This is a genomic window from Paenarthrobacter aurescens (assembly GCF_041549525.1).
In the GTDB taxonomy this organism is placed as follows: Bacteria; Actinomycetota; Actinomycetes; order Actinomycetales; family Micrococcaceae; genus Arthrobacter; species Arthrobacter aurescens.
In genome coordinates, this window is the sequence record NZ_CP157456.1 from 1,585,453 (window position 1) to 1,608,699 (window position 23,247).

The 23,247-nt window shown below is 62.8% G+C and carries 22 protein-coding genes; 19 read left to right on the top strand and 3 right to left on the bottom strand.

Annotation, left to right across the window (positions count from 1 at the left end):
• The first annotated feature begins 64 nt into the window (after positions 1 to 64).
• The 4 genes from rpsO to ABI796_RS07385 all read left to right on the top strand — a co-directional run bounded on the left by rpsO (position 65) and on the right by ABI796_RS07385 (position 4,826).
• A complete protein-coding gene (gene rpsO, locus ABI796_RS07370) occupies positions 65 to 334 on the top strand; it encodes a 30S ribosomal protein S15 (RefSeq protein WP_017198030.1) in 270 nt (89 codons plus the stop codon).
• A 240-nt stretch (positions 335 to 574) separates the two neighbouring features.
• Positions 575 to 2,827 (top strand): polyribonucleotide nucleotidyltransferase, encoded by a 2,253-nt coding sequence (locus tag ABI796_RS07375; protein ID WP_141283938.1) that lies wholly within the window; start codon positions 575 to 577, stop codon positions 2,825 to 2,827.
• A gap of 81 nt (positions 2,828 to 2,908) precedes the next feature.
• Positions 2,909 to 4,252: a M16 family metallopeptidase gene (locus tag ABI796_RS07380; RefSeq protein ID WP_141283937.1), complete on the top strand. Its 1,344-nt coding sequence runs from the start codon at positions 2,909 to 2,911 to the stop codon at positions 4,250 to 4,252.
• A gap of 70 nt (positions 4,253 to 4,322) precedes the next feature.
• Positions 4,323 to 4,826, top strand: a complete 504-nt coding sequence (locus tag ABI796_RS07385; RefSeq protein ID WP_246095811.1) for a DUF1579 family protein — start codon at positions 4,323 to 4,325, stop codon at positions 4,824 to 4,826.
• 3 nt (positions 4,827 to 4,829) lie between these two features.
• On the opposite strand, the gene ABI796_RS07390 is transcribed toward ABI796_RS07385, so the two are convergent.
• Both ABI796_RS07390 and moaA read right to left on the bottom strand, forming a co-directional pair.
• Positions 4,830 to 5,096, bottom strand: a complete 267-nt coding sequence (locus ABI796_RS07390) for a MoaD/ThiS family protein (RefSeq protein WP_141283936.1) — start codon at positions 5,094 to 5,096, stop codon at positions 4,830 to 4,832.
• 4 nt (positions 5,097 to 5,100) lie between these two features.
• On the bottom strand, positions 5,101 to 6,240 hold the full coding sequence (gene moaA / locus ABI796_RS07395) for a GTP 3',8-cyclase MoaA (RefSeq protein ID WP_174754558.1): 1,140 nt from the start codon (positions 6,238 to 6,240) through the stop codon (positions 5,101 to 5,103).
• A 133-nt stretch (positions 6,241 to 6,373) separates the two neighbouring features.
• Between moaA and ABI796_RS07400 the strand changes: the two genes are divergently transcribed.
• Genes ABI796_RS07400 through ABI796_RS07440 form a run of 9 tightly spaced genes read left to right on the top strand, consistent with a single transcriptional unit; the run spans position 6,374 to position 14,024 of the window.
• On the top strand, positions 6,374 to 7,156 hold the full coding sequence (locus tag ABI796_RS07400) for a response regulator transcription factor (RefSeq protein WP_141283935.1): 783 nt from the start codon (positions 6,374 to 6,376) through the stop codon (positions 7,154 to 7,156).
• Positions 7,143 to 8,393 carry a sensor histidine kinase KdpD gene (locus ABI796_RS07405; RefSeq protein WP_141283934.1) on the top strand — a complete coding sequence of 417 codons (1,251 nt, stop codon included), beginning with the start codon at positions 7,143 to 7,145 and terminating at the stop codon, positions 8,391 to 8,393. Before ABI796_RS07400 ends, ABI796_RS07405 begins: the two co-directional genes overlap by 14 nt.
• Positions 8,390 to 9,970: a molybdopterin-dependent oxidoreductase gene (locus tag ABI796_RS07410; protein ID WP_141283933.1), complete on the top strand. Its 1,581-nt coding sequence runs from the start codon at positions 8,390 to 8,392 to the stop codon at positions 9,968 to 9,970. The genes ABI796_RS07405 and ABI796_RS07410 overlap by 4 nt, the downstream gene beginning before the upstream one ends.
• Positions 9,971 to 10,029: 59 nt before the next feature.
• Positions 10,030 to 11,256, top strand: coding sequence for a gephyrin-like molybdotransferase Glp (gene glp, locus ABI796_RS07415; RefSeq protein ID WP_141283932.1), 1,227 nt, complete (start codon positions 10,030 to 10,032; stop codon positions 11,254 to 11,256).
• Positions 11,244 to 11,783, top strand: a complete 540-nt coding sequence (gene moaC / locus ABI796_RS07420) for a cyclic pyranopterin monophosphate synthase MoaC (protein ID WP_141283931.1) — start codon at positions 11,244 to 11,246, stop codon at positions 11,781 to 11,783. Before glp ends, moaC begins: the two co-directional genes overlap by 13 nt.
• The gene (locus tag ABI796_RS07425) at positions 11,780 to 12,277 is read left to right on the top strand and encodes a molybdenum cofactor biosynthesis protein B (RefSeq protein ID WP_141283930.1); all 498 of its coding nucleotides are present in this window, start codon (positions 11,780 to 11,782) and stop codon (positions 12,275 to 12,277) included. Before moaC ends, ABI796_RS07425 begins: the two co-directional genes overlap by 4 nt.
• Positions 12,267 to 12,722 (top strand): molybdenum cofactor biosynthesis protein MoaE, encoded by a 456-nt coding sequence (locus tag ABI796_RS07430; RefSeq protein WP_141283929.1) that lies wholly within the window; start codon positions 12,267 to 12,269, stop codon positions 12,720 to 12,722. Before ABI796_RS07425 ends, ABI796_RS07430 begins: the two co-directional genes overlap by 11 nt.
• Before the next feature lie 51 nt (positions 12,723 to 12,773).
• Complete coding sequence (gene dapB / locus ABI796_RS07435) at positions 12,774 to 13,532, top strand: 4-hydroxy-tetrahydrodipicolinate reductase (protein ID WP_141283928.1); 759 nt, start codon at positions 12,774 to 12,776, stop codon at positions 13,530 to 13,532.
• Between the two features lie 3 nt (positions 13,533 to 13,535).
• Complete coding sequence (locus ABI796_RS07440) at positions 13,536 to 14,024, top strand: hypothetical protein (RefSeq protein ID WP_141283927.1); 489 nt, start codon at positions 13,536 to 13,538, stop codon at positions 14,022 to 14,024.
• Here the strand turns inward: ABI796_RS07440 and ABI796_RS07445 are convergent.
• Entirely contained in the window at positions 14,000 to 15,235 is a 1,236-nt protein-coding gene (locus ABI796_RS07445) for a heparan-alpha-glucosaminide N-acetyltransferase domain-containing protein (protein ID WP_141283926.1), read from the bottom strand. The genes ABI796_RS07440 and ABI796_RS07445 overlap by 25 nt on opposite strands.
• A 50-nt stretch (positions 15,236 to 15,285) precedes the next feature.
• Between ABI796_RS07445 and ABI796_RS07450 the strand changes: the two genes are divergently transcribed.
• From ABI796_RS07450 to ABI796_RS07475, 6 genes are all read left to right on the top strand, one after another.
• On the top strand, positions 15,286 to 16,275 hold the full coding sequence (locus ABI796_RS07450; protein ID WP_141283925.1) for a GDSL-type esterase/lipase family protein: 990 nt from the start codon (positions 15,286 to 15,288) through the stop codon (positions 16,273 to 16,275).
• A 62-nt stretch (positions 16,276 to 16,337) separates the two neighbouring features.
• Positions 16,338 to 16,673: a hypothetical protein gene (locus tag ABI796_RS07455; protein ID WP_141283924.1), complete on the top strand. Its 336-nt coding sequence runs from the start codon at positions 16,338 to 16,340 to the stop codon at positions 16,671 to 16,673.
• 22 nt (positions 16,674 to 16,695) lie between these two features.
• Positions 16,696 to 17,586: a carbon-nitrogen hydrolase family protein gene (locus ABI796_RS07460; RefSeq protein ID WP_141283923.1), complete on the top strand. Its 891-nt coding sequence runs from the start codon at positions 16,696 to 16,698 to the stop codon at positions 17,584 to 17,586.
• A 57-nt stretch (positions 17,587 to 17,643) separates the two neighbouring features.
• A complete protein-coding gene (dapA, locus tag ABI796_RS07465) occupies positions 17,644 to 18,576 on the top strand; it encodes a 4-hydroxy-tetrahydrodipicolinate synthase (RefSeq protein ID WP_141283922.1) in 933 nt (310 codons plus the stop codon).
• Between the two features lie 6 nt (positions 18,577 to 18,582).
• A complete protein-coding gene (locus ABI796_RS07470) occupies positions 18,583 to 20,274 on the top strand; it encodes a ribonuclease J (RefSeq protein WP_141283921.1) in 1,692 nt (563 codons plus the stop codon).
• A gap of 75 nt (positions 20,275 to 20,349) precedes the next feature.
• Positions 20,350 to 23,238, top strand: coding sequence for a DNA translocase FtsK (locus ABI796_RS07475; protein ID WP_141283920.1), 2,889 nt, complete (start codon positions 20,350 to 20,352; stop codon positions 23,236 to 23,238).
• The last annotated feature ends 9 nt before the right edge of the window (positions 23,239 to 23,247 follow it).

Sequence of the window (23,247 nt, forward strand, 5' to 3'; positions counted from 1 at the left end):
TACCAAAGGCAACCCGTCAGCGAGGCGCTGCACCGGGAGGCACGGCACAACTCTAGGAGTTCACGTGGCACTTGACGCCGCTGTAAAGCAGTCCATCATCAAGGAATACGCAACCTCTGAAGGCGACACCGGTTCGCCCGAGGTTCAGGTTGCAGTCCTGACCCAGCGGATCAAGGATCTGACTGAGCACATGAAGGAGCACAAGCACGACTTCCACACCCAGCGCGGTCTGCTGGCCATGGTTGGTCGTCGCAAGCGCATGCTTTCCTACCTGAAGAACACTGACATCGCCCGCTACCGTGCGCTCATCGAGCGTCTCGGCCTGCGCCGCTAGTCTGCCTTTAGGGGCGGCCCGCTCCTTGCCGGAACGGGCCGCCTTCTTCACCAACAACTAAAAACAGGAATCAACCGCATCGCGCATTCGCGGTCCTCGGTAGTGATTCCCGGGAGCGAAATCGGTGACGATTTGCCCGTGGATCTCGATCGATGACCGGGTGTAGTACAGGCCAGGAAAAAAGAAGAGGCCTGGGTTGATGCGGCGGACTTCCGCTAACAGAAACGGAGGTGACTCTCTATGGAGGGTCCCGAAATCCAGTTCTCCGAAGCCATTATTGATAACGGTCGTTTCGGCAAGCGAGTCATTCGCTTCGAAACCGGCCGCCTTGCCAAGCAGGCAGCCGGCGCTTCGATGGTTTACATCGACGAAGACACCGCCCTGCTCTCGGCAACCACCGCAGGCAAGCAGCCGCGCGAAGGTTTTGACTTCTTCCCGCTGACGGTTGACGTCGAAGAGCGTATGTACGCTGCGGGTCGCATCCCGGGTTCGTTCTTCCGCCGCGAAGGCCGTCCTTCCACGGAAGCCATTCTGGCTTGCCGCCTCATGGACCGCCCGCTGCGCCCTGCCTTCGTCAAGGGCCTGCGCAACGAGGTCCAGATCGTGGTTACCGTTCTGGCCATCAACCCGGACGAGCTTTACGACGTCGTGGCCATCAACGCGTCCTCCATGTCCACGCAGCTCTCCGGCCTGCCGTTCTCCGGTCCGATCGGTGGCGTCCGCGTTGCCCTCATCGCCGACGAACAGGGTTCGCAGTGGGTAGCATTCCCCAAGCACTCCCAGCTCGAGAACGCCGTGTTCAACATGGTTGTGGCCGGCCGCATCGCCGGTGACGACGTCGCCATCATGATGGTTGAAGCCGAAGCCACGGACAACTCCTGGAACCTCATCAAGGAACAGGGCGCAACCGCTCCTACCGAAGAGGTTGTTTCCGAAGGCCTCGAGGCTGCAAAGCCCTTCATCAAAGCCCTCTGTGAAGCACAGGCGGACCTCGCAGCCCGCGCAGCGAAGCCCACGGTTGAGTTCCCGGTGTTCCTGGACTACCAGGATGACGTTTACGCCGCTGTCGAAGCCGCTGCTGCTGAGAAGCTGGCCGCTGTTTTCCAGATCGCTGACAAGCAGGACCGCGACAACGCCTCTGACGAACTCAAGGACGAGGTCCTTGGTGCCCTTGCCGGTCAGTTCGAAGGCCGCGAGAAGGAACTGTCCGCAGCATTCCGCTCCGTCACCAAGCACGTTGTTCGCCAGCGCATCCTCAAGGACCAGGTCCGCATTGACGGCCGTGGCCTGACGGACATCCGCCAGCTGACCGCCGAGGTAGAGGTTCTGCCCCGCGTTCACGGTTCGGCAATCTTCGAGCGCGGCGAAACCCAGATCATGGGTGTCACCACGCTGAACATGCTCAAGATGGAGCAGCAGATCGACTCGTTGTCGCCGGTGACGCGCAAGCGCTACATGCACAACTACAACTTCCCGCCGTACTCCACCGGTGAGACCGGCCGCGTCGGTTCCCCGAAGCGCCGCGAAATCGGCCACGGTGCACTCGCTGAGCGCGCACTGGTTCCGGTTCTGCCCACCCGTGAAGAGTTCCCGTACGCCATCCGCCAGGTATCCGAGGCCCTCGGTTCCAACGGTTCGACGTCCATGGGCTCGGTGTGTGCTTCCACCCTGTCCATGCTCAACGCAGGTGTGCCGCTGAAGGCAGCTGTCGCCGGTATCGCCATGGGCTTGGTTTCCGACCAGGTTGACGGCCAGACCCGCTACGCAGCTTTGACCGACATCCTCGGTGCCGAAGATGCTTTCGGTGACATGGACTTCAAGGTTGCCGGTACGTCCGAGTTCGTCACGGCCATCCAGTTGGACACCAAGCTTGACGGTATCCCCGCCTCCGTGCTGGCAGCAGCGCTGAAGCAGGCCCGCGAAGCCCGCCTCCACATCCTCGAGGTCATCAACGCAGCGATCGACACCCCGGACGAGCTCTCCGAGTTCGCACCGCGTGTTATCGCCGTCAAGATCCCCGTGGACAAGATCGGCGAGGTCATTGGCCCCAAGGGCAAGATGATCAACCAGATCCAGGAAGACACCGGCGCGGACATCTCCATTGAAGATGACGGCACTGTGTACATTGGCGCCACCAACGGTCCGTCTGCCGATGCAGCACGTTCGGCCATCAACGCCATCGCCAACCCGCAGGTACCGGAAATCGGTGAGCGTTACCTGGGTACGGTCGTCAAGACCACCACCTTCGGTGCTTTCGTTTCCCTCACCCCGGGCAAGGACGGCCTGCTGCACATCTCCGAGCTCCGCAAGCTGGCCAACGGCAAGCGCGTGGACAACGTGGATGACGTCGTCTCCGTGGGCCAGAAGGTCCAGGTGGAAATCACCAAGATCGATGACCGCGGAAAGCTTTCCCTCTCCCCGGTTGTTGCCGAGGAAGAAGGAGCAGCCTCTGAGGACGCTCCGGCCGAGGCCGCTGAAGAGTCCGCAGAGTAGTCTGTAAGCAGTACACCCGGCAGGGCCGGTGGGCTTGAAAAAGCTCCACCGGCCCTTCCGGCCTTAACCCGAAAGGCCTTAATGACTGTTGTACCCTTGCCGCTGGAACAGACCCTTCCCGGTGGCGAATTGATCCATGGTGCTGAGGGCGGTTCTGTTGTTCGGCGCTCCGTCCTTCCCGGCGGCGTGCGCGTCCTGACCGAGGCGATGCCCGGCCAGCGTTCGGCCACCATAGGGTTCTGGGTGGCAGTGGGTTCGCGTGATGAAGCGGACGGCCAGCATGGTTCCACACACTTTCTTGAGCACCTGCTGTTCAAGGGCACCAAACGGCGCACGGCCCTGGAGATTGCCTCCGCCTTCGATGAAGTGGGTGGCGAATCAAATGCGGCCACAGCCAAGGAGAGCACCTGTTACTTTGCCCGTGTCCTGGACACGGATCTGCCCATGGCGATCGATGTCATCGCTGACATGATCACCGGCGCGGTCCTTGATCCAGCTGAATTGGAGCAGGAACGCGACGTTATCCTTGAGGAAATCGCCATGGACAGCGATGATCCCACTGATGTGGCCCACGAGAAATTCGTGGCTGCCGTCCTGGGCAACCACCCCTTGGCGCGCCCCATTGGGGGAACACCTGATGCCATCAAGGCTGTGGCCCGGGACTCGGTGTGGGCGCACTATCAGCGCTACTACCGTCCGGAGGAACTGGTCATCACCGCTGCTGGCGGTTTGGATCACGACGTCGTCTGCCAGCTTGTCCTGGATGCCTTGAAGGCCGCCGGGTGGCAGCTGGATGCGGACGCCGCACCAGTAGAACGTCGTGGCACCGATCGTGCCGTCATCACAGGTACATCAGGACTGCACGTGGTTAAGCGTCCCGTGGAGCAGGCCAACATCATCATGGGTTGCCCAACAATAGTGGCCACCGATGACCGCCGCTTTGTCATGAGCGTGCTCAATGCCGTGCTGGGTGGTGGCATGTCCTCGCGGCTGTTCCAGGAAATTCGCGAGAAGCGCGGCCTGGTGTACTCCACCTACTCGTTCACGGCAGCGTACGCCGATGCTGGGTACTTCGGCATGTACGCGGGCTGCACCCCGTCCAAGGTCCGTCAGGTGTTGGAACTCCTTGGCTTGGAGCTGGATAAGCTGGCCAAGGAAGGCATCACCGAGGAGGAGCTTCGGAAGGCTGTAGGCCAGCTGAGCGGCGGGATTGTCCTTGCCCTTGAAGACACAGGCTCGCGAATGTCTCGGCTTGGCCGGGCGGAATTGGTGTCCGGGGAGTTCCAGGACATCGACGAGACCCTGGCCCGCATCAAAGCCGTCACGGTGGAGGATGTTCAGGACCTCGCGCGTGAACTCGCCGCGGCGCCCCGCACCATCACCGTTGTTGGACCGTTCGAGGAAACCGAAACTTTCGGCCTCTAGGCCCGACTCCGCCATTCTCCGGACTCCCGCAGTGTAAGTCTCTGGACTCGCGCACTGTAAACAGGGCAGCATGATCACACGATCATGCTGCCCTGCCTACTTTGGAGAACTGATGGAATTGCCCTCCAGCGGCCATGCTGCGGAATTGTTGCGCGATTTCATCGGGCATTGGAAAGGCATCACGGAGATCGCTGCCTCTCCTTGGGGAACTGCCAGGACAGCTGAGGCGGAAGCGGCTTTTACCAGTGCGGCGGGTGGATATGCCGTGGTTCAGAGCTACAGGCATCGCGAAGCGGACGGTACGCACTTTGAAGGTCATGGGATGTTCACCCTGGACCGCGATCACGGAGACACTTTGTGGTACTACGTGGACAGTATGGGGCGTCCGCCGTCCATCCCGGTCCGTGGGACATGGCATGAGGGCACGTTGACCCTGGACCGGAGGACTCCGGAGGGGGTTGCCCGTCATACGTTCCGGGTTGAGGATGGTGTGCTGGTACACACAGCGGACCTGAAGCTTGAGGGATCCGCCGGGTACAGTCCGCTGTTGAAAAGCGTCTTTCGCAGGGCCTGAGTCTTAGCCCCCGGCGAAGGGCGGCAGGACATCAATCACGTCATCGTCTCCGAGGGGAACCGAGCGGTCCCGCACGGCCACTTCGTTGCGGAGGAAACTGCTGCGTGCCATGATCCTCGCGAGCGTCGGCGTGCCTTCGGGAGGCATGGGACGCTCGACGGCGAGGGCAGCTTCCAGCAGTCCCTCAAGGCTGGTGCCTCCCGGGAGGAGATGATGTTCTTCTTCGACTCCAGCGGCTGCGCGCGCGGCAGCGAAGTAACGGACGAGCAAGGGTTCAGCCTCCGATTGCGCTCATGCTGCGGTCCGGCTGGACGAAGTCCGCTGCGCCGAGACCGGTGTGATCCATGCCGTGGGCCTTGGGCTTGACCCACATGGCATCTTGCCATCTTGATGCCAGTTCCTCGTCAGTTGCTCCTTCGCGAAGGAGGCCCAGAAGATCAAACTCTTCACGCGAGAAAAGGCAACTCATGATCTTGCCCTCTGCCGTGATGCGTGTACGGCGACAATCTGAGCAGAACGGTTCGGTCACAGAGGCAATGATGCCCACTGTACCGAGGACCGGGCCAGTGGCAGCCCCGGTTGCCGGGTCCCGGCGTCGTACTTCAAACCGTTCGGCCGGTGCGCCGTCCCGCTCGCGGGGGTCAGCGCCCAGCACGAAGTCGCGGGAAAGGAGTTCCCGGATCTCGGCTGCGGTGATCATGTTCCGCCGGGTCCAACCGTGGTCCGCGTCCAGCGGCATTTGCTCAATGAAACGGAGCTCGTAGCCGCGGCCCAGGGCCCACGCCAGGAGATCCGGTGACTCTGCGTCATTGATGCCGCGCATCAGTACAGCGTTCAGTTTCACCGGGCCCAGTCCGGCAGCCCAGGCGGCATCCACACCGGCCAGGACGCGGTCCAGGAAGGGTCGCCGGGTGAGTTGGGTGAAGGTCTCCTCGTGGAGGGAGTCGAGCGAAACGTTGATCCGGGTGAGCCCCGCGGCTTTCAACGCCGCTGCCTTCTTGTCCAGTCCCACGCCGTTGGTGGTCATGGAGATGGGGAGATCCGGGTGGTCAGCGCGGATACCTGCAATGATGTCCACCAGATCGGCGCGGACCAATGGCTCGCCGCCGGTGAGCCGGAGCTCCCGTACGCCCAGGGCGGTAACGCCGATGCGGACGATCCGGACTATCTCGTCCTTGGTCATGACAGCCTGCTTGGAGAGCCACTCCAGTCCCTCAGCGGGCATGCAATAGGTGCAGCGCAGGTTGCATTTGTCCGTCAGTGACAGACGCATATCCGTTGCGCGCCTGCCATAGCGGTCCCACAGCCCCGAGGGCGTGCCGGCTGGACGAGGGGGCGGAACGGCCATACCGCTTTCCGTGCTGCCCGCGGCGTTGCCTGAAGGGGGCAGCGGCATGCCTAGCTGAACACTCATAAATTCAGGCTACGCCACCGCGGCAGGATCAGTGACACCCATTACAGTCATCAGTTCTTACGGATTCCATACACTTGTGCTGCGGAAGGCGGGATCGGGTGCTGAGCACCGCCTGCAAACCTATGCTGAAAGCGTGACCACAAATACGGCAGCACCAGCGGAACCAGGAAATCGCCGCATCCTCCTGGTGGAGGATGAGAAGACCATTGCCGGCGTCGTCCGTGACTACCTCCTCAAGGCCGGGTTCCAGGTGGACACGGCCGAAGATGGCTTCACCGCCCTTGAGCTGGCAGCTTCGCGGCAACCCGACCTCGTGATCCTGGACCGCATGCTGCCCGGGCTGGACGGTGTGGAAGTATGCCGCAGGCTGCGTCAAAGCATGAGTGTGCCGGTCATCATGGTCACGGCATTGGGAACCGAGGACGACCGGATTCTGGGTTTGGAAATGGGCGCGGACGATTACGTCACCAAGCCTTTCTCCCCACGGGAGCTGGTGCTCCGCGTGAAGTCCGTGCTGCGCAGGAGTATCAAGGAATTCACCCCGGAGCCACCTGTGGAAGTTGCCGGACTCGAACTTGATCCGGCCTCACGGACAGTGACCCACCGCGGGGTTCCTTTGGCGTTGACAGTGCGTGAATTCGATCTCCTGGCCTTCCTCATGCGAAGGCCCAACCAGGTCTTCAGCCGGGAAGAACTCATCAAAGCCGTGTGGGGCTGGGACTTCGGAGACTTGTCCACTGTTACGGTCCACGTCCGGCGCCTGCGGGAAAAGATCGAAGCCAACCCCACCAAACCCGAGCTGCTGAAGACCGTGTGGGGCGTTGGCTACCGCTTCGATACCAAGGAAGCTGCTTCGGCCTCAGCCGGCCCGGAAGCTGTATACGCGGAAACAGAGGGTGACCATGGAAGGCAGTGAGCTGTGGACCATCCTGGCGTGGGTTCTTTTCTGGGCCGTGCTTATAGGCGCTGCAACGTGGATGCTCCTGAGGCTGCTTCGCCGGGCCTCGGTACTGGCCCAGATCTGCCTGGTGGTGGTGGCCACAGTGGCGGTGCTGGTGGCGGGAATGGTCAGTGCCTTCAACGCCATGTTCATTTCCGCGAGGGACCTGGAAGTCATGTGGTACATCCTGGCCACCGCCTCGGCTGTTGCCGTTGCGCTGTCCCTCATGCTCGGCGCCGGGGTCTCCCGGAACGCCGCCCACCTGGTTGACGCTGCCCGACGACTTGGGCGCGGGGAAACCCTGGAGCACACCGTCGGAGAGGGCCGGGGGAGCGCCCCGGCCATGACGTCCGAACTTGCTGAACTGGCCCAGGAACTTGAGGCGAGCAGCCGCAGCCTTGCCGAGTCGCGGCGTCGGGAAGCAGCAATCGAAACTGCACGGCGGGAACTGGTGTCCTGGATTTCCCATGACCTCCGGACGCCCCTGGCCAGCATGCGTGCCATGACCGAAGCCCTGGAGGACGGCATGGCCTCGGATGTCCAGGGCTATTACCGCAAGATCATTGGCCAAACGGAGCAGATGACAGCTATGGTCAACGACCTTCTGGAGCTGTCCAAGATTCAGGCCGGCACGCTCCGCCTGCGGGCGGAACCGCTGGACCTCTACGATCTCGTCAGTGACGCCATCTCAGACCTCGCGCCGCTGGCGGCCCAACGGGGCATCAGGCTCGACGGCGGCGGGGACCGGGAGTGCATGGCCGTGGCAGACGGGCCCAGCCTCGCCCGCGCCGTGCGGAACATAGTGCTCAACGCCATTCTCTACAGCGCTCCGGACAGCGAGGTTCACATCAGTGTTGGACGGGGAATCGAAGGAAACGCCGTGATCGCTGTGGAGGATCACTGCGGCGGGTTACCGGAAGAAGACCTCCCCTACTTGTTTGAAACCGGATGGCAGAAAGATCCCGCCCGCCGCACCACCGAAGCACTGCACGGCAGCTACAGCGGCGCCGGCATCGGGCTGAGCATGGTGGCCGGCATCGTCAAAGCACATGGGGGATCAGTCACCGTGCACAACATCGACGGCGGGTGCCGCTTCGCGTTGTCACTCCCGGCCGGTGAGGCCCCGCCGGAGCAGCTGACGGCAGGAACGCCTTCAACGGCGCACGCTGAACAAACCCTTACCAGTGATCACCGCCTTGGAGGCACCTCATGAGTACGCTCGCACCCGCCAACACCCCGCAGCGGCGCGCCACCGGCAAGCCAGCGTTGTGGGCTGCAGCCGCAGGTGTTGCAGCCGGGGCTGCCGGGATCGCTGCAGGTGAACTGACTGCTGGCCTCCTGAGCCCCCTGGTCTCTCCCGTTACTGCCCTTGGCGGCGCGGTGATCGATGCCATACCCCCGGGAGTGAAGGATCTGGCAGTCCAGCTGTTCGGCACCTCTGACAAGATCGTGCTGGTGGCCTGCATCGTGGTGGTGGCAGGACTCCTGGCGGCGCTCGCCGGCTTCCTGGAACGTCGCCGCCCCGGATGGGGACTGGCACTGGCTGGACTGGCGGGCGCAGCAGGACTGACCGCCGTCGTGACCCGGGCGCAATCGAGCCCCCAAGCAGCACTTGCACCGATCATCGCCGCAGTTCTTACCATGATGCTGCTGCGGATGCTCGTGAGGCGGCTCGCAACCTGGGCGCCGTCTGAAGGGACCCCCGGGCGGGGTGAGGCGCCGCTGGCCCGGCGAAGCTTCCTGAACGCTTTGGCAGGGACTTCCCTTGCCGCCGTCGTGGCCGGAACGGTGACCACCGTCCTGACCAGGGCCACAGCAGTGGCCTCCGGGTTCCGCAGCTCCATGACGCTCCCGGAATCCGTCACACCCGCACAAAACATTCCACCGGGGGCATCCCTGCCGGTGGATGGCATCAGCCCCCTGGTCACCCCCAACGCGGACTTTTACAGGATAGACACCGCTTTGACGGTGCCGGCCATCGATCCTCCTGCGTGGAAACTGAAGGTCACCGGAATGGTGGAACGCGAGGTGGAAATCGATTTTGCCACCCTCCTGGCCAAACCCATGACCGAGCGCCACATCACCATCGCCTGCGTGTCCAATAACGTAGGTGGCGATCTCATTGGCAACGCCCTCTGGCTGGGCTGGCCGGTCCGGGAATTGCTGGCCATGGCAGGACCCAAAGCCGGTGCGGACATGGTCCTGTCCACCAGCAACGACGGCTGGACAGCCAGCACCCCCTTGGAAGCCCTGACCGATGACCGGGACGCTCTTCTGGCCGTGGGCATGAACAGTGAGCCGCTCCCGCTCGAACACGGATTCCCTGTGCGGATGATCGTGCCGGGACTCTACGGATTCGTCTCCGCCACCAAATGGCTGACGGAACTGAAAGTCACCCGCTTCGCCGATGACACCGCGTACTGGACGCCTCGTGGATGGAGCGATCACGGACCCATCAAGACCCAGTCAAGGATCGATGTGCCCCGCAGCGGCCGCAGCGTCCAGGCCGGCAAAGTGCAGTTCGGCGGGGTGGCCTGGGCCCAGCACAGGGGCATCACCGGCGTGGAACTTCGCCTCAATCGCGGACCATGGCAGCAGGCTACGCTGGCCAGTGCAATCTCCACCGATACCTGGTACCAGTGGCAGTTGGGCATCGATCTGAGCCCGGGCGACTACGAGGTGCAGGTCAGGGCCACCGATTCCACGGGCGTTCCACAAACCGAAGACAAGGCTCCTGTAGCCCCGGACGGCGCCACCGGGTATCACACCATCAACGTCAAAGTGGGCTGAGGCCCTACTCTGGGTACCACCGGCCAAATCACCGGAAGCCAGCGTGCCCACACAGGAGGATGTCCGTGCCCAGATCTGTTGCAGCCCACCATCAGGCGGTGGTGGAACTGCTGACCGGCGTCCCTGCGAACAAGGGCCACCTCACCCTGCCCCTGCTCGAAGCACTGGGTAAAGTGCTCGCCGTTGACCTCTACGCCCCGCTTTCCCTGCCCCCTTTCGCCAACTCCCAAATGGACGGTTTTGCGGTCCGCTCAGCAGACATCCCCGACGGCGGTGCGGAGCTCCGGGTAGCGGAGCCGGTTCCGGCAGGTGCCGCGGCGCCGGCACTGAAGCCCGGCTTTGCCGCCCCGATCATGACAGGGGCCATGATCCCGGAGGGGGCCGACGCCGTCGTGCCCATTGAAAAGGCGATTCCAAACACTTTCCCGGACCCTGCCGTAAAAGACGCCGTGGTGGAACTGCCGCCGGCGGCTCCCGGCACCTACATACGGGAGCGCGGCAGCGACATTGGGAAGGGGACCTTGGCGCTGGCCGCAGGTACCCTGATGGGGCCTGCTCAGTTGGGCTTGATGGCAGCCCTGGGACTGACAACCGTTGATATCCGGCAGCCGTGCCGTGTCCTCCTGGTTACCACCGGAGACGAAGTGGTGGAGCCGGGGCAGGACCTGACGTCCGGCAAGATTTTCGACTCCAACGGAACGTTGCTTGAAGCCTCCATGCGGCAAGCCGGCCTGGAGGTGGTCCGCGCCGGAATTTCAGATGACCGCCCTGCCGCGCTGCTGGCGGTCCTCCGGCGCCACACCGGGACTGGCGCGGACCGGGTAGATCTGATCGTCACCACCGGGGGAGTGAGCAAGGGTGCCTACGAAGTTGTCAAGCAAGCCATGGCGGACCAGCCGGTGGAGTTCCTGCCGGTGGCCATGCAGCCCGGTGGTCCCCAAGGTCTGGGCACCTTCGATGGCGTTCCTTTCCTCGGTTTTCCGGGAAATCCGGTCAGTTGCCTGATTTCCTTCGAGATGTTCCTCAGGCCTGCCCTGACGCAGGTTCTGGGAACCCCTGCGCCGAGGCCGGTCCTCAGGGCACGTCTGAGCGAACCGTTGACTTCCCCGGAGGGCAAGCACCAGGTCCGTCGGGGGACCGTGGAGTCCAATGGAACGGTTCGGATGGAAGGCGGTGCGGGTTCGCATCTGGTCCACGCTTTGGCCCGGGCAAACTCCCTGGTTCACGTTCCCGGCGACGTCACGGAACTCGCCGAAGGGGACGAAGTGGAAGTATGGATGCTGTGAATGAAACCTCAGGCACCACAGAACCCTCCACAGCGTTGACCCATCTCCGGCAGGACGGCACTGCGCAGATGGTGGACGTATCCCAAAAAGCCGTCACAACACGTCAGGCAACTGCCACGGCCACGGTCCGCAGCACGCCAGGAGTGCTGGCCCTTCTGGGCGCCGGTGAGCTGCCCAAGGGTGATGCCCTTGCCGTGGCGCGCGTTGCAGGAATCATGGCAGCAAAGAAGACACCTGATCTGATTCCGCTGTGCCATCCGTTGCCGATCTCCAAGGTCACCGTGGACTTTGAACTGGGCGAGGACTCGGTGGGCATCCTGGCCACGGTGAAGACCAAGGGAGTCACCGGGGTGGAGATGGAAGCCCTCACCGCTGCCTCAGTGGCGGCCCTGAGCGTCTACGACATGATCAAGGCCGTGGACAAACACGCAGTGCTGACCGACATCCGTGTGCTGGCCAAGAGCGGCGGGAAAAGCGGCGACTGGGACCTTGCCGGACCGTCAACTGCGGCGGAGGCCGGCGCATGAGTGCTTGCGAGCCGAACGTGACGCGCAGGGCAGGAGTGGTCATTGCCTCCACCCGGGCAGCTGCAGGAGTTTACGCCGATGAGACAGGCCCGATCATCCTCGATTGGCTCAACGAGCACGGCTTCGATACTTTTCCCACCATGGTGGTCCCTGACGGTGAGCCGGTTGGGGCTGCACTGAGGGCACTGCTCACTCAGGGGCCCGCCGTGGTGATCACCAGCGGGGGAACGGGCCTTAGCCCCGATGACCGCACACCGGAAATGACACTTCCGCTTCTTGAGCGCGAGATTCCGGGCATCATGGAGGGTATCCGCCGCGCCGGCGCGGCCAAGACGCCTATGGCCATGCTCAGCCGCGGCCACGCTGGAACAGCGGGAAAAACGTTCATCATCAATCTGCCCGGGTCCCCCAAAGGCGTCATGGACGGCTTGGCTGTCCTGGACCCTGTACTGGGGCATCTGTGCGAGCAATTGGAAGGAAATCATGGGCACTGAAACAAATTTTGAAGTGGTCAGCGCTGTTCTCAGTGCCGAGTCCATCTCCGTGGAACAGGCCATCAAAGCCGTGGAATCCGAATCTGCCGGGGCAGTTGTCAGCTTCAGCGGTGTAGTCCGGAATCACGATGGCGGCAAGGCCGTAGACCGACTGAGTTACAGCGCTCATCCCACGGCGCATCAGGTGATGAAAGAGGTAGTGGAGCAACTGGTGGCCGAGCATTCGGGAGAAGCTGCCCAGCCGGTCCGGATCTGGGCAGCCCACAGGATTGGCATGCTGGAGATCGGGGACCCCGCGCTGGTATGTGCGGTGGCTGCTGCCCACCGCGGCCAGGCGTTCGCTGTGTGCTCCGAGCTGGTGGACCGGGTCAAGGAGCAGGTTCCCATTTGGAAGGAACAGTTCTTCACTGACGGCACTGTGGAATGGGTGGGAGCAGGGGAGTAGGCCGGAGTAACGGTTCCTGCCCGGCACCGGCCCGGCGGTAGGGTTAATGGCATGACCGAACAACTTGCTGTTGCAGTGCTGGGCGCCCACGGGCGTATGGGGATGGAAGCCGTCAAGGCAGTAGAAGCAGCCGAAGACATGACGTTGGTGGCCGCTTTGGGCCGCGGCGATTCCTTGGAGAAGATGCTCGACGCCGGCGCACAGTACGTTGTTGACCTCACCGTTCCGGATACCACCGAAAGCAACGTCCGGTTCGCTGTTGAGCACGGCATCCACGCCGTTGTGGGTACCACCGGGTGGAATGCCCAGCGCCTTGACTCACTGCGCAGCCTGCTGGAACGCCAGCCGGCTACCGGCGTCCTTATTGCCCCGAACTTCGCCCTGGGGTCCGTGCTCGCCTCCGCTTTTGCTGCCAAAGCTTCGCAATACTTTGAATCGGTGGAAATCATCGAACTGCACCACCCGAACAAGGTTGACGCCCCCTCCGGTACCGCCGTGCGCACGGCCCAACTGGTTGCTCAGGCGCGTCAGGAAGCCGGCGTCCCGGCCAGCCCTGACGCCACCGAAACATCCTTGGACGGTGCCCGGGGCTGCGACGTGGACGGTATCCGTGTGCACAGTGTGCGCCTCCGCGGCCTGGTGGCCCACCAGGAAGTGCTCTTGGGCGGTCCCGGTGAGCAGCTGACGTTGCGGCACGATTCCTTCGACCGCGCGTCCTTCATGCCCGGTGTCCTGCTGGGACTGCGCAAGGTTGCGGCCAACCCCGGCCTGACCGTGGGCTTGGACGGCTACTTGGACCTGGGGCTTTAAGCCATGGGTAACTTTTGGAGTTCGTTGAAGAAGAACCGCACCAAAATCTGGGTGGGTGCCATCACCCTGCTGCTGGTGCTCTACCTGGTGGTCTCGGTACAGCGCTCGTTCCTTTTACTGGGGGACCCCAACCTGGTTGCCAAGGGAATCGGGGCCGCTTACCTGGTTCTGCCGGCGGTGGGCGCCTGGGCGCTGATCCGTGAGCTGCTTTTTGGTGCCCGGACAGAACAGATGGCCAAAGTGCTCGAAGCCGAGGGCGGCCTGCCGGTGGACGATCTTCCGCGTACTCCTGGCGGCCGCATTGTCCGCACCGCAGCTGACGCAGAGTTCGAGAAGTACCGCGCTGAGGCGGAGGCTGCTCCCGAGGACTGGCGGTCCTGGTTCCGTCTGAGCTGCGCCTACGATGCTTCGGGCGACCGTAAACGGGCCCGCGCATCCATGCGTGACGCCGTGAAACTCTTCCGTTCTCAGCCCACTGCAGCGGGCCGGTGACTGCCCACCGTTGATGCGGTGTGGCTTACCCATTCCAAAGGTCCGCGGCGACGAAGCACGGCGAAACAGGTGCCAACCGCTATGGCAGTAAGCGCTTGGGCCCAATACATGCCCTCGTCCGTCCACCCCTGGGGCAGGGGCTGATTGGTAAAGCCGGACAACACCCAGACGTGGGCAGAGTAGAGGCTGAGGGTCATGGCACCAGGCCCGCTGAGCAGAATCAGGAAGTTGACCTTGATCCGCTCCGCCGTGGTGCCCAGCAGCAGGAACAAACCCACCACGGCCGCAGCCACACCGCTGCTGTGCAGCAGGTCCAAAGTAGTTCCGGCATGCGGGGCTGCCGTTGCCAGCCACCACCAGGAACCCGTCTGTTCCAGGCCGGTGACGTTGACCTGAAGCATGCTTTCCAATGGATATCCCCTGGTGACAGGGAGGGCGGACAAAGCAGTCCGGCCACCCCACACCTCCATGGCCAGGACACCGAGGACCTTTGCCAGGCCGGCCACCGCGATCCCGCACGTCACCAGCAGCAACTGGATCCTCGCCGTCGTCAGTGCCAACCGGCCTATTACCAGCCCGATCAGCAAGTACGAGATCCACTGGAGTACGGGGTAGTAGCCCGTGAAGAAGACGTCGCCGAGTAAAGCCCCAGGCGTGCCGAAATCCTCCCAGTTGGGGTTGTGGCCCAGCTTGAGGGGAGGGTTTGCGTCCAGCAGCAGCGGCCGGACCAGATAAGCAAGCAGTGGAGAGAACAGGACCCAGCCGAGGGCCCATAGGCACAGTGCCTTGAGCCGTAGGCCCAGGAACGGCAGGATGCACAGGAACAGGACTGCGTAGTGAACCAGGATCACGGCGACGTTGACTTCAAGGCCACCAAGCATCAGCCCGACGACGGCAATCACCAAGGCCCGCATGGCCACTCCACGCCGGGCAGCCCAGAGGTCGGAGCCGCTGCGGGGTTCCTGCTTGCCGGTGCTCAGCGCCAGCCCGACACCGGCAAGCACGGCGAAGAGCGCAGCTGAACGGCCCGAAAATACCAGTCCCACAATCGTTGGGTCCCACTGCGGGGGAGGACCGAATGTTGGCATCACATGCGTGGCCATCATCCCCAGCAACGCCGCACCCCTGGCGGCATCTATTCCAGCCAGCCGCGAGGAAACCGTGCCGTTGCCAGGCGCTTTTCGCGGAGGTGCCGTCTCTTGCGAAGTCATGCAGCGATCGTCTCATAATCGCCGGTGGGCCGACGGTAGAGTTCCATGACATGGAATCCGTGAACGCCCAGTGGGCCGGAGCTTTTCAGATCATCCACGACGCCGATGGCTGGCAGCAGTTCAGGCGCCTCGATGCTGCCCTCTTTATGCCTCCTGCCACGGATGGGCTGGAGGAACGGGCCAGAATGTGCGCCGGAATCCATGCAACGTGGACAGCGGGCTCGGGGCGTGTGGTGATTGAAGCCGAAGGAGCGCAGGACGGATCAGCCTTCGATGTTCTGGTCAACGGAGTCCTCCGGCATCGCGTCACCGGGGCGGGCCGTGTCAGTCATGACCTTGAGCTTGGGGACATTCCGCCTCACTCCCGCGTCCAGGTGTGGTTGCCGCATTACGGTTTCCTGAGGGTGCTGGAGGTTTCCCTGAAAGGTGAAGACGTCACAGTGCCCGTACCAACCGGGAAGCGGTGGATCACCTACGGGAGTTCCATCACCCAGTGCCGGACAGCACATGGTCCGTCGGAGGCGTGGCCGGCCTTGGTAGCCAGGGAACTCGGTTGGCAGTTGCAATCGCTGGGCTTCGGGGGAGAGTGTCAACTCGATCCCGCAGCTGAGGACACCATCTCCCAGCTTCCGGCAGATGTCATTTCCCTGTGCCTGGGCATCAACACCTACAACGTCGCTGCTTTGTCCGGACGGGCCTTCGCCAGCCAGGTCCTTGGGTTCGTCCATAATGTTCGCCGGGCACACCCGGGTGTGCCCATCGCCGTCATTTCACCCATGTTGTCTCTTCCCCGCGAGGATGTGCCCAACTCTGCGGGCTGGACACTGGCTGATTACAGGAATGCCGTAGCAGATGTGGTTCGCACGGTCCGCGAACGCGGGGATACGCTCCTTCATCTCATTGATGGCGCCAGCGTGTTCACGCCGGAGGAGGCAAGCGCCCTGATGCCGGACACACTGCACCCGGACAACGAAGGGTATCGCCTGATGGCAGAAAGGCTGGGGCCGGCCCTGGCAGCTGTGGCCGCAGGGGGAGACTGAGCCGCCCCCAGGTGCCGTCACGCCCCCTTGTTTTCGAATATATGTTCGAATAGCATGGCTGCATGAACGATGTTCCCAAGCCGCCGGCTGGCCTGCAAGGTCCCATGAAAGCGATGAGCCCCGGCGTGGTCGATTTCCTTTTCAGGCAGCTCGTCTCCGGCGAGCCTCCGGAGGACACCCAATGGCGCAAAGAGGGCACTGCCCTCGGTGAGCAGGTGCCGGGGCCCGAGCTTGCCCGCCGGTTGTCCGAGACGGATGTGTCGTCCCTGACGCCCCTTGAGCTGTTCGAATACGTTCGCGCGTCCCAACACCTGGTGACCTGGGCGGAACAACTCAAGGAGCGGGCAGTGGCGCAGTACTGCGCTGACGAACCGGCCCGGGCGCCCAAACCGGCATGACTCGCCCGCGTAGGATGACGGGATGACCCATGCGCCCTCCGCGGCTGAACGCGGGCCTTCGTCTCTCCGTGGTGGCCGGGAACCTGAACCGTCCACTGCTTTGCGGGTGGCACTCGTGCAGTACCGGCCACATCGTGCTGAACGTCCTGGCGAAGCTGTAGTGGCGAATGTTCAAACCCATGCGCGGTTGGTGGAACGTGCCCACGCGGAAGGGGCACGCCTGGTGCTGTTCCCCGAGCTCTCGCTCACGGGATACGAGCTCGAGGGGTTCGGCCTTGATGAATCCCGGCCCGGATCGGACGAAGGGCCTGGCCCGTGGACGTCCGAAAATGATGAAAGGCTGCGGCCACTTCAGGAAAGCTGCTCCTCAACAGGAACCACGGCTGTTGTGGGTGCAGGGTGGAGGGACGTGGACTCCACGCCCCGGTTGGCCTCCCTGGTTGTAGGTCCGGACGGTTCACTGCGGGCAGTGTTCAAGACCCACCTGCACGGACTGGAACGTCAGCTGTTCGTCCCGGGAACAGGACCCGGAATTCTTACCGTGGATGGGTGGAGGATTGCGCTCGCAGTTTGTGCAGACGCCGCGCACCCTGCCCATGCTGCTGCGGCTGCTCAGGAAAAGGCGGACGTGTACGCAGTTTCGGCCCTGTATGTGCGCGGCGAAGAAATGCGCCTTGGACTGCATATGGGTGCCCGCTCCATGGACCACCGGATGTTTGGGCTGATGGCCAACCTCGGCGGAGAAACTGCGCTGGGGGCATCGTGCGGACTCACCGGCGTCTGGAATCCGAGCGGCGCAGTGGTGGCCCAGGCTGCGGGTTCGGGCCCGGCTGCTGTCATGGCAACCTTGGAGCGGTCTTCCTTGGATCAGTACAGATTGGAGGATCAGTACAGATTGGACACTGGAGAATGAGGACCATCACGCGGACCCATTCTTCCAACCAGCCTGTCACAGGGTAACGTTTTTCATATGTCTGACTTGCGCGCCCACGTTCCCGCCCTTGGTACCCTGCTGACCGCTATGGTCACCCCGTTCACTGAGGACGGCAAGGTTGACTATGACCAAGCCGCAACGCTGGCGGAAAAGCTCGTTGAGGATGGTTGCGACGGACTCGTGGTCACTGGCACCACTGGCGAAACCTCAACCCTCACAGACGACGAAAACCTTGGCATGTTCCGGGCGGTCAAAGAAGCCGTGGGTGGCAAGGCTGCCATCATTGCCGGTACCGGCACCAACGACACCGCCCACTCGGTGCACCTGTCCCAGCGTGCGGCAGAAATCGGTGTTGACGGTCTCCTGATCGTCACCCCCTACTACAACAAGCCCAGCCAGGCAGGCGTCCGGGCTCACTTTGAGACGATCGCCTCAGCCACGGATCTTCCCGTCATGCTTTATGACATTCCGGGCCGTTCGTCCATTGCGATCGCACCCGAGACCATGATTGCGCTGTCCAAGCACCAGAACATCGTGGCAGTCAAGGACGCCAAGGCGGACTTCGCAGCCGCAACGCGCGTCATGGCTGAGACGGATCTTTTCTTCTACTCCGGTGATGACGGACTGACTCTGCAGTGGATGGCGCTCGGCGCCGTCGGCTTGGTTGGCGTCACCACCCATGTAGCCACCCGCCGCTTCCGCGAGCTGATTGATGCCGTCAATGCCAGCGACCTCGCCAAGGCAAGGGCCATCAATTTTGAACTGGAACCCGTCATCCGCGCGACCATGACGCGGGTCCAAGGCGCAGTAGCCGCCAAGCAGATTCTCAAGTGGCAGGGAGTCCTGCCCAACTCGGTTGTCCGTTTGCCCCTCGTGGAGCCGGACGCGGCCGAGATCGACACCATCCGCGGGGATTTGGCGGAAGCCGGAATGGACTTCGACGTCCAGGACGGTTCTGCCGGAAAGTAGCAAAACATGACCCAAACCGCCCTTCCCGGACTGGTTACTCCGCCGAAACTGCCCAAGGGCACGCTGCGGATTGTTCCGCTCGGTGGACTGGGGGAGATTGGCCGCAACATGGCGGTCTTCGAAATCGACGGCAAATTGCTGGTGGTTGACTGCGGTGTGCTCTTCCCTGAAGAGACCCAGCCCGGCGTCGATTTGATCCTGCCTGATTTCTCGTACATCGAGGACCGGTTGCAGGACATCGTAGGCGTCGTGTTGACCCATGGCCACGAGGACCACATTGGTGCGGTTCCGTATCTTCTCCGCCTCAAGGCTGACATCCCCCTGATTGGATCCCAGCTGACCCTTGCCCTGGTGGAAGCCAAGCTGCAGGAACACCGGATCAAGCCTTACACGCTCACCGTCACTGAGGGGCAGGTGGAGCAGTTCGGTCCGTTCGAGTGCGAATTCGTGGCAGTTAACCACTCCATTCCCGATGCCTTGGCGGTTTTCATCCGCACAGAAGGCGGCAATGTCCTTCACACCGGCGACTTCAAGATGGATCAGTTGCCGCTGGATGGGCGAATCACGGATCTTCGGCATTTCGCCCGACTGGGTGAAGAGGGCGTGGACCTGTTCATGGCCGATTCCACCAATGCTGACGTGCCTGGCTTCACCACGGCCGAAAAAGAGATCGGCCCCACCCTGGACCGCTTGTTCGGCCAGGCCAGGAAGCGCATCATCGTGGCCTCGTTCTCCTCGCACGTCCACCGTGTCCAGCAGGTTCTCGATGCCGCGGCCAAGCACAACCGCAAGGTGGCCTTCGTCGGCCGTTCGATGGTTCGCAACATGGCCATCGCTGCCAAACTCGGGTACTTGGATGTCCCGGAGGGCATCTTGGTGGACATCAAGAACATCGACAACATGCCGGACGACCGCGTAGTCCTCATGTCCACCGGCTCCCAGGGTGAGCCTATGGCCGCCCTCTCCCGTATGGCCAACGGTGATCACCGCGTGATCGTTGGCAAGGGCGATACCGTGATTTTGGCGTCCAGCCTCATCCCCGGTAATGAGAATGCGGTCTTCCGCATCATCAACGGTCTCCTCAAACTCGGTGCCGATGTCATTCACAAGGGCACTGCAAAGGTTCACGTCTCAGGTCACGCAGCCGCCGGTGAGTTGCTTTACTGCTACAACATCCTTGAGCCCCTCAACGCGATGCCGGTCCACGGAGAAACCCGGCACCTGATTGCCAACGGCAACATCGCGTTGGAGTCCGGCGTTCCGTCCGAGGGAATCATCCTCAGCGACAACGGCACAGTGATCGACCTCAAGGACCACAAGGCAAATGTTGTGGGCCAGGTTGAAGTGGGCTTTGTCTACGTAGACGGTTCCAGCGTGGGCGAGATTACCGACGCCGACCTCAAGGATCGTCGCGTCCTGGGAGATGAGGGATTCATTTCCGTCATCACAGTCATCAGCCGCACCACCGGCAAGATCGTCTCCGGCCCCGAAATCCACGCCCGTGGCGTGGCCGAGGATGACTCAGTCTTTGACGAGATCATTCCCAAGATCAATGCCGCGCTTGAAGAAGCTGTGCTGAACCACACGGATCACACCAACCACCAGCTGCAACAAGTGGTCCGCAGGATCATCGGCACCTGGGTCAACCGTAAGCTTCGCCGCCGTCCCATGATCATCCCGGTGGTCCTGGAAGCGTAGCCGCACGGCAACATGAATGCCCAAGGGGGCCTGAGATCCGCGGATTTCAGGCCCCCTTGGGGTAGCGTGGCACTTATGGCGACCCGTACTACCTCCACGCCACGAGGCAGCTCAAGCAGCAAATCCGGCGGCACAGGCCGGAGCACAGCCGCATCCAAAACCAGCGCAGCTGCATCCAAAAGCAGCGCAGCCGCGAGCAAAAGCGGTCGTGGCAGCACTGCCCGCACCAAGCAAGCGGCCGCCGTCGAGCCCCAAGCGCCGCTTCCGCTGCGCATGCTGTCAGGTTTCTGGCAGGGGATCGGCCACGTCGTAGGCGCCGGGATCCGGAGAATCGGCTACGACGTCAGCGATCTTCACCCCGATGACCGCCGCGACGGTGCAGCCCTGTTCAATTTGGTGCTGGGCATCGTGATCGCCACCTTTGCTTGGTGGGGTCTGACGGGTTGGCTCCCGGACATGGTCTACAGCGTCGTCAACGGCACCTTCGGCTGGATGTCCCTGATCCTGCCGTTGATGCTGTTCGTCTGCGCCTTCCGGCTTTTCCGCAAGCCGCAGGACGGACGCGGCAACAACCGCGTGGGCATCGGCTTCATGATCATGACCTTGGCTGGCTCAGGCCTGGCACATGTCATCGGCGGACTGCCCACGGTAGCGGATGGTTTCGACGGCTTGCGCAAGGCCGGCGGAATGCTGGGCTTCCTCGCAGCAGCTCCCTTGGCAGCCATCCATGTTGCTGTTCCCGTAATTCTCTACGGAATGCTGGCGTTTGTGTCGCTGTTGATCGTCACGGCCACACCGTTCGGCGCCATTCCCTCCCGCATCCGGGGCGCCTATGAGCACCTCATGGGCGTAGACCTCATGGACGAGTCGGGCAAGGACGCCCATGACCGCAGCTACCTCTACGAGAATGACACTGCCGCCAAGCCCAGGACGAAAAAGCGCAGGCGCTTCTTCGGCAAGGACGAGGAGCCTGACACTGCTTTGGAAGGCTACGTCGGAGACGAGGCCTTCGAACACGCAATTGTGGACGACGACGAGGACCCGGACACGTCCGCGCCGCGGGTCCCGCCGGGCGTCCGCCGTCCAACACAGGCAGAGATCGCCGTCGGCAAGATCAAAGCCGCCCAAGGCCTGGGAGGCACACCGGGGATCGAGAACCCCACCGAGGCCATCCCGATTCTCACGCCGGAGATGACGGCCCCCGCGCCGCCCGTTGCGCAGGTCCCGGCCAAGCCAGCAGGAGCGCCCCTCCCGCAGACACCCATCCCGCAGCGCACAGAACAGCTGTCCCTGGCGGGCGATGTCACCTACACCCTGCCGGCCTCGGATTACCTGACGCCGGGCTCCATACCCAAGGAGCGCACGGAAGCCAATGACGCCGTCGTCGCCGCCTTGACCGATACCCTCACGCAGTTCAACGTTGAGGCCGCTGTAACGGGCTTCAGCCGTGGTCCCACAGTGACCCGCTATGAGATCGAGCTTTCTCCCGGTACCAAAGTGGAGCGTGTTACCGCTCTGTCCAAGAACATCTCCTATGCCGTGGCGTCGAGCGATGTCCGTATCTTGAGCCCTATCCCCGGTAAGTCAGCAATCGGCATTGAGATCCCCAATACGGACCGCGAAACCGTGTCCCTTGGCGATGTTCTCCGGAGCCAGAATGCCCGCCGCACGGACCACCCCATGGTCATGGGGGTGGGCAAGGACGTTGAAGGCGGTTACGTTGTAGCGAACCTGGCCAAGATGCCCCACCTGCTCGTAGCAGGTGCCACCGGTGCCGGTAAGTCCAGCTTCGTGAACTCCATGATCACCTCCATCCTGATGCGTGCCACGCCGGATGAAGTGCGGATGGTCATGGTGGACCCCAAGCGCGTGGAGCTCACGGCCTATGAGGGCGTTCCGCACCTCATCACGCCCATCATCACCAATCCCAAGAAGGCCGCAGAGGCCCTTCAATGGGTGGTTCGGGAAATGGACGCCCGCTACGACGACCTCGCCAATTACGGGTACAAACACATTGACGATTTCAACAAGGCGGTCAGGGCAGGCAAGGTTGTGCCGCCCGTGGACTCCAAACGCATCATCAAGCCGTACCCGTACCTGCTGGTGATCGTTGACGAGCTCGCCGACCTCATGATGGTTGCCCCGCGCGACGTTGAAGACTCCATTGTCCGCATCACCCAGCTGGCACGAGCCGCGGGTATCCACCTGGTGCTGGCAACGCAACGTCCATCAGTGGATGTTGTGACAGGCCTGATCAAGGCAAACGTTCCCTCGCGTATGGCTTTTGCTACATCCTCCGTCACGGACTCCCGTGTTGTGTTGGACCAGCCGGGCGCTGAAAAACTGATCGGCCAAGGCGACGCGCTCTTCCTTCCCATGGGCGCCTCCAAGGCAATGCGTGTCCAGGGTGCCTGGGTGACCGAATCTGAGATCCACAAGGTTGTGGAGCACGTCAAGGGCCAGCTGCAGGCCGTTTACCGCGACGACGTCGCGGCCGAGGCGCCCAAGAAGCAGATTGACGACGACATCGGAGACGACCTCGAGGTCCTGCTCCAGGCAACGGAGCTGGTGGTGACCACACAGTTCGGTTCAACGTCCATGCTTCAGCGGAAGCTCCGGGTGGGCTTCGCCAAGGCCGGACGTCTCATGGACCTGCTGGAATCGCGTGGGGTAGTGGGACCCTCCGAGGGTTCCAAGGCGCGTGACGTCCTGGTCAAGCCTGATGACCTCGCCGCCGTTCTTGCCGCGATGAAGGGTCAGGAATCACCTGCTGCGCCCGACGCCCACACGGCGGCACTGAGCGATAACGCGAACTCGAACATCGCCGTCGGCGGTTATGCCGAAGACCTCGTCCAGGCGGACCTGGACAACCGGACGCAAGCCATTGAATATTACGACGGCGCCGACTCCCCGAATGATGACGACGAGGGCGGAGAAGACGCTTGGTCGCTCACAGGAAGGTAGCCCAAAGAG

Bases quoted from the DNA above. Each gene is read 5' to 3' on its own strand.
- ABI796_RS07375 (WP_141283938.1), top strand. From the start codon at position 575: ATGGAGGGTCCCGAAATCCAGTTCTCCGAAGCCATTATTGATAACGGT.
- ABI796_RS07380 (WP_141283937.1), top strand. From the start codon at position 2,909: ATGACTGTTGTACCCTTGCCGCTGGAACAGACCCTTCCCGGTGGCGAA.
- ABI796_RS07385 (WP_246095811.1), top strand. From the start codon at position 4,323: ATGATCACACGATCATGCTGCCCTGCCTACTTTGGAGAACTGATGGAA.
- moaA (WP_174754558.1), bottom strand. From the start codon at position 6,240: ATGAGTGTTCAGCTAGGCATGCCGCTGCCCCCTTCAGGCAACGCCGCG.
- ABI796_RS07405 (WP_141283934.1), top strand. From the start codon at position 7,143: ATGGAAGGCAGTGAGCTGTGGACCATCCTGGCGTGGGTTCTTTTCTGG.
- ABI796_RS07410 (WP_141283933.1), top strand. From the start codon at position 8,390: ATGAGTACGCTCGCACCCGCCAACACCCCGCAGCGGCGCGCCACCGGC.
- glp (WP_141283932.1), top strand. From the start codon at position 10,030: ATGTCCGTGCCCAGATCTGTTGCAGCCCACCATCAGGCGGTGGTGGAA.
- moaC (WP_141283931.1), top strand. From the start codon at position 11,244: ATGGATGCTGTGAATGAAACCTCAGGCACCACAGAACCCTCCACAGCG.
- ABI796_RS07425 (WP_141283930.1), top strand. From the start codon at position 11,780: ATGAGTGCTTGCGAGCCGAACGTGACGCGCAGGGCAGGAGTGGTCATT.
- ABI796_RS07430 (WP_141283929.1), top strand. From the start codon at position 12,267: ATGGGCACTGAAACAAATTTTGAAGTGGTCAGCGCTGTTCTCAGTGCC.
- dapB (WP_141283928.1), top strand. From the start codon at position 12,774: ATGACCGAACAACTTGCTGTTGCAGTGCTGGGCGCCCACGGGCGTATG.
- ABI796_RS07440 (WP_141283927.1), top strand. From the start codon at position 13,536: ATGGGTAACTTTTGGAGTTCGTTGAAGAAGAACCGCACCAAAATCTGG.
- ABI796_RS07445 (WP_141283926.1), bottom strand. From the start codon at position 15,235: ATGACTTCGCAAGAGACGGCACCTCCGCGAAAAGCGCCTGGCAACGGC.
- ABI796_RS07450 (WP_141283925.1), top strand. From the start codon at position 15,286: ATGGAATCCGTGAACGCCCAGTGGGCCGGAGCTTTTCAGATCATCCAC.
- ABI796_RS07455 (WP_141283924.1), top strand. From the start codon at position 16,338: ATGAACGATGTTCCCAAGCCGCCGGCTGGCCTGCAAGGTCCCATGAAA.
- ABI796_RS07460 (WP_141283923.1), top strand. From the start codon at position 16,696: ATGACCCATGCGCCCTCCGCGGCTGAACGCGGGCCTTCGTCTCTCCGT.
- dapA (WP_141283922.1), top strand. From the start codon at position 17,644: ATGTCTGACTTGCGCGCCCACGTTCCCGCCCTTGGTACCCTGCTGACC.
- ABI796_RS07470 (WP_141283921.1), top strand. From the start codon at position 18,583: ATGACCCAAACCGCCCTTCCCGGACTGGTTACTCCGCCGAAACTGCCC.
- ABI796_RS07475 (WP_141283920.1), top strand. From the start codon at position 20,350: ATGGCGACCCGTACTACCTCCACGCCACGAGGCAGCTCAAGCAGCAAA.